General features: G+C 70.5%; 4 protein-coding genes and 1 pseudogene (1 of these 5 cut by a window edge). All 5 read left to right on the top strand.

Annotated elements, in window-relative coordinates; genetic code table 11:
- Window positions 1-93 (top strand): annotated as a pseudogene (locus tag F3H57_RS22700) (aldehyde dehydrogenase); the annotation flags it as partial.
- Between the two features lie 218 nt (window positions 94-311).
- Window positions 312-1,214, top strand: coding sequence for a 5-dehydro-4-deoxyglucarate dehydratase (locus tag F3H57_RS21875; RefSeq protein WP_394349850.1), 903 nt, complete (start codon window positions 312-314; stop codon window positions 1,212-1,214).
- On the top strand, window positions 1,214-2,170 hold the full coding sequence (locus F3H57_RS21870) for a 2-hydroxyacid dehydrogenase (protein WP_149759023.1): 957 nt from the start codon (window positions 1,214-1,216) through the stop codon (window positions 2,168-2,170). The genes F3H57_RS21875 and F3H57_RS21870 overlap by 1 nt, the downstream gene beginning before the upstream one ends.
- Before the next feature lie 28 nt (window positions 2,171-2,198).
- On the top strand, window positions 2,199-3,869 hold the full coding sequence (locus F3H57_RS21865) for a thiamine pyrophosphate-dependent enzyme (RefSeq protein ID WP_149759021.1): 1,671 nt from the start codon (window positions 2,199-2,201) through the stop codon (window positions 3,867-3,869).
- Window positions 3,870-3,872: 3 nt separating this feature from the next.
- On the top strand, window positions 3,873-4,666 hold the 5' portion of the coding sequence (locus F3H57_RS21860; protein WP_149759019.1) for an aldo/keto reductase. 199 nt of this gene lie beyond the right edge of the window; 794 of the gene's 993 nt are visible here — the first part of the coding sequence; it begins with the start codon at window positions 3,873-3,875; its stop codon lies beyond the right edge, outside the window.

Raw genomic sequence — 4,666 nt, 5'->3', positions numbered from 1 at the left:
ACGAGCGTGGGGACGCTGGCGATCCGCCGCTTCCTGCGCCCCGTGTGCTACCAGAACATGCCGGATGCGCTCCTGCCCGAGGACCTGCGCTGAGACGAAGGGAAGGGAGGGGCGCTGCCCCTCTGCGGCCCCCGAAGGGGGGCCGCATTCACCCCGGGATATTTCCGGGCAGATGAAGATGCGGCCGGAGCGCGGGGCGGCGACGCGCGCTTTTCGGCCCTGCACAAGACATTGACGGGGAGGGACGGGCCGGTCGGGACACCGGGGGCGGCGTCTTTCTCCAGGCGACCACTCAGGAGAACGATACCATGATTGCCCCTTCGGACCTGCGCGAGATCATCCGCCACGGCCTTCTGTCCTTTCCCGTGACGCCTTTTGACGCGGAGGACCGGTTCGCCGCGGCGCCGTTCAAGGCGCATCTCGACTGGCTGTCGAATTACGACGTGGCCGGGCTGATCGTCGCGGGGGGCACGGGCGAGATGTTCTCGCTCACCCCGGCGGAGATCGTGGACGTCGTGCGCGCTGCGCGCGAGGTGTCGGGCGACGCGCCGGTGATCGCCGGCTGCGGCTACGGCACGCGCATGGCCTGCGATCTCGCGCGCGAGATCGAGGAAGCGGGCGGCGACGGCATCCTGCTTTTGCCGCACTACCTGACCGGCGCGCCGCAGGAGGGCGTGGCGAACCGCATTCGCGCGGTCTGCAAGGCGACCAACATGGGAGTCATCGTCTACAATCGCGGCCAGGCGCGGGTGAGCGCGGCGACGCTCGAGCAGCTGGCGGACGAGTGCCCGAACCTCATCGGCTTCAAGGACGGCACCGGCGACATCGACACGGTGCGGCGCGTGACCGTGCGGCTGGGCGACCGGCTGTCCTATATCGGCGGGATGCCGACGCACGAGCTCTTTGCGCAGGCCTATCGCGGGGCGGGGATGCCGACCTATTCCTCGGCCGTGTTCAACTTTGTGCCCGAGACCGCGTTGAAGTTCCACGCCGCGTTCAGCGCGGGCGACGACGCAACCTGCGAGGCGCTCCTGCGCGACTTCTACTACCCGTTCGCCGAGATCCGCGACCGCTGCGAGGGCTATGCCGTCTCGGCGATCAAGGCGGGCGTGCGGCTGCGCGGCTTCGATGCTGGGCCGGTGCGCGCGCCGCTGACGGACCTTGATGAAGAAGAGCATGAGATGATGCGCCGTCTGATCGACGGGCAGGGCTGATGCGGATCGGCCCGGTCGCCATTCTCGAGCCCGCGAGCGAGAAGATGCGCGCGCGGGTGGCGGAGCTGTGTCCCGATTTCGACCTGGCGTTCCCGAAAAGCGGCGATCCGGCGGACTTTGCCGAGGTGGTCGCGGAGGCGCGCTATGTCGTCACCCGGGGCCTGCGATTTCCCGAGGCGGTGCTTGCCGAGGCGCCGAAGCTGGAGCTGATCCACCAATGGGGCACCGGGGTCGACGGGATCCCGGTTGCGGCGGCGACCGCACGCGGCATCACCGTGGCGCGCAGCCCCGGCGTCAATGCGCCGACCGTGGCCGAGAGCACGCTGGCGCTGATGCTCGCGACGCTGCGGCGGCTGCCGCAGGTGCACGGCGCGCTGCGCGGCGGGCAATGGGAGCAGCCCGATCTGTGGCGCGAGGCGCGGGATCTGGGCGGCTGCACGGTCGGCCTTGTCGGCATGGGCGCGATCGGGGCGGAGGTCGCCAAGCGGCTCGCCGGCTTCGGCTGCGAGGTGATCTACACGCGCGCTTCCGGTCCGCTGGTGGGATCGCCGCTGCGCTTCGCCCGGCTTGAGGATCTGCTGGCCGAGGCCGACGTGGTCAGCCTTCACCTGCCGCTGGCACCCGCGACACGCGGGATGATCGACGCCGGCGCTTTCGACCGGATGGCGCCGGGCGCCGTGCTGATCAACACCTCGCGCGGCGGGCTCGTGGACGAGGCCGCGCTGATCGCCGCGCTGGAGCGCGGGCAGCTTTCGGCGGCCGGGCTCGACGTTTTCGCCGAGGAGCCGGTGGCGCCGGACAATCCGCTTCTGGCGATGGATGAGGTGGTGACGCTGCCGCATGTCGCCGGGCGCACGCTGGACAATTTCGACCGCATGGTGTCGCACTGGGCGGGACATATCCGCGCCCATGCCGAGGGGCGGGCCATCGACCCGGCCTGCCTCGTCTCGGCCTGAGAGCACCGCCCCAAGGGAGGATCACGCGATGGACGGATCGCAACTGAAGCAGAGAACCGGCGGGCAGGTGCTTGTCGACCAGCTCCGCGTACACGGTGCCGACTGCGCGTTTTGCGTGCCGGGGGAGAGCTATCTCGAGGTACTCGACGCGCTGCACGACGCGGGCGACCACTTCACGCTTTATAATGCGCGGCACGAGGCCGGCGCGGCGGACATGGCGGAGGCCTACGGCAAGCTGACCGGCACCCCCGGCATCTGCATGGTCACGCGCGGGCCCGGCGCCTGCCAGGCGGCGGTGGGCGTACATATCGCGTTCCAGGATTCGACGCCGATGATCCTGCTCGTGGGGCAGGTGGGGCGCGGCACGATGGACCGCGAGAGTTTCCAGGAGATCGACTACCGCCAGATGTTCGGCTCGGTCGCGAAATGGGCGGCGCAGATCGACGACGCGGCGCGGGTGCCGGAATACATGGCGCGCGCCTTCCGCGTGGCGACCTCGGGCCGGCCGGGGCCCGTGGTGCTGGCGCTGCCCGAGGACATGCTGACCGATGTCGTGTCGGTGCCCGACGCGCAGCCCTACGCGCCGACGCAGGCGGTTTTGTCCGAGGCGCAGGCTGATGCGGTGCTGGAGGCGCTGAAGGGCGCCGAGCGGCCGATGATCCTCGCCGGCGGGCCGGGCTGGACCAATGCGGGCGCGGCGGCGTTGCAGAGGTTCGCGGAGGCGAGCGACATTCCCGTCGCCACCTCCTTCCGGCGGCAGGACGTGATCGACAACCGCTCGGGCGTCTACGTGGGCGATTTCGGCACCGGCGTCGCGCCGAGCCTCGTGAAGCGCCTGGCCGAGGCCGACACGCTTCTGGTGATCGGCGCGCGGCTGGGGGAGATCACCACCAAGACCTACGCGACCATGTCCGTGCCGACGCCGGCGCAGAAACTGATCCACATCCATTGCGACGCGGACGAGATCGGCCGCGTCTACAGCCCCGCTCTGGGGATCGCGGCCGATGCAGGGCAGGCGGCCGAGGTGCTGGCCGGGCGCCACGCGACAACGCGGGCCGATGCCGGCTGGCGCCAGACCTTGCGCGACGAGTACCTCGCCGACAGCGAACCGCCGCCGCACGACTTCCCGCTCGACATGGGGCAGGCGATGGCGGACGTCCGCGACATCCTGCCCGCCGATTGCGTGGTCACGCTCGACGCCGGCAACCACACCGGCTGGGCGCAGCGCTTCCTGCGATACGGCCGGCCGGGGCGGCAAATCGGGTCGACCTGCGGATCGATGGGCTACGCGGTGCCCGCGGCGGTCGCGGCTTCGCTGCAGGATCCGGCCAGGCAGGCCATCGCCTTCGTCGGCGACGGCGGCTTCATGATGAGCGGGGCGGAGATCGCCACCGCCGTCCAGCATGGCGGCCGGCCGATCGTGCTTCTGTTCAACAACCGCACCTACGGCACGATCCGCATGCACCAGGAGCGCGAGCATCCCGGCCGGGTCGTCGGCACCGACATCGTGAATCCCGATTTCGGCGCGCTCGCCAAGGGCTACGGCGCCGCCTACGCGCAGGTGACCGAGACGGCGGCCTTCCGCCCCGCGCTCGAAGCTGCCTTCGCCCATGACGGGCCGACGGTGATCGAGCTGGTGACCGATCCCGACCGGATCTCCACCCGCACGACCGTCACCAAGCTGCGCGGGGAGGGCTGAGCGATGGAGAGCCGCCGTCTGGGCCGCGACGGGCCCGAGCTCTCCGCCATCGGGCTCGGCGCCATGAACATCTCCGGCTTCTACGGCCCGGCGACCGAGGAGGAAGCCTTTACCCTCTTCGACCGCGCGCGGGAGCTGGGGATCGATCACCTCGATACGTCGAATGTCTACGGCATGGGCCATTCCGAAGAGGTGATCGGCCGCTACCTCGCCGATCGCGGTCCGGTCTTCCGGCTGGCGACCAAGGCGGGAATCTGCCGCGACCCGGCCACCGGCGCGCGCTACTACGACAACAGCGCCGCGCACCTGACCGAAGCGCTGGAGGCGAGCCTTCGGCGTCTCGGGGTCGATCACGTGGATCTCTTCTACGTCCACCGCCGCGAGGCCGAACGCCCGATCGAGGAGGTGACGGAGACGCTCGCCGGCCTCGTCCGCGCGGGCAAGATCGGTGCTTTCGGCTTCTCCGAGATCGCGCCGTCTTCGCTGCGCCGTGCGGCAGAGGTGCATCCGGTGGCAGCGGTGCAGTCGGAATACTCGCTGGGTGTCCGCGCGCCGGAGTTGGGCCTCGTCCAGGCCTGCGAGGCGCTCGGAACGAGACTGGTGGCGTTCTCTCCGGTGGGGCGTGGCCTGCTGACCGATACGCCGCCCGACCGCACGCGGGCCGAGGCGTCGGCCTTCCTCAAGGACAATCCACGATTCGTGGAGCCGAATCTGTCGGCGAATCTGGCCGCCACGGACCGGTTCCGCTCGCTCGCCGCCGAGATGGGCGTACCGGCGGCGGCACTGGCGGTGGCCTG

The sequence above is a fragment of the Roseivivax sediminis genome, assembly GCF_900112685.1.
Lineage (GTDB): Bacteria > Pseudomonadota > Alphaproteobacteria > Rhodobacterales > Rhodobacteraceae > Roseivivax > Roseivivax sediminis.
This window is presented reverse-complemented; position numbering and strand designations above follow the sequence as displayed.

Coding starts and splice junctions, on each gene's coding strand:
- F3H57_RS21870 (WP_149759023.1), top strand. CDS start 1,214: ATGCGGATCGGCCCGGTCGCCATTCTCGAGCCCGCGAGCGAGAAGATG.
- F3H57_RS21865 (WP_149759021.1), top strand. CDS start 2,199: ATGGACGGATCGCAACTGAAGCAGAGAACCGGCGGGCAGGTGCTTGTC.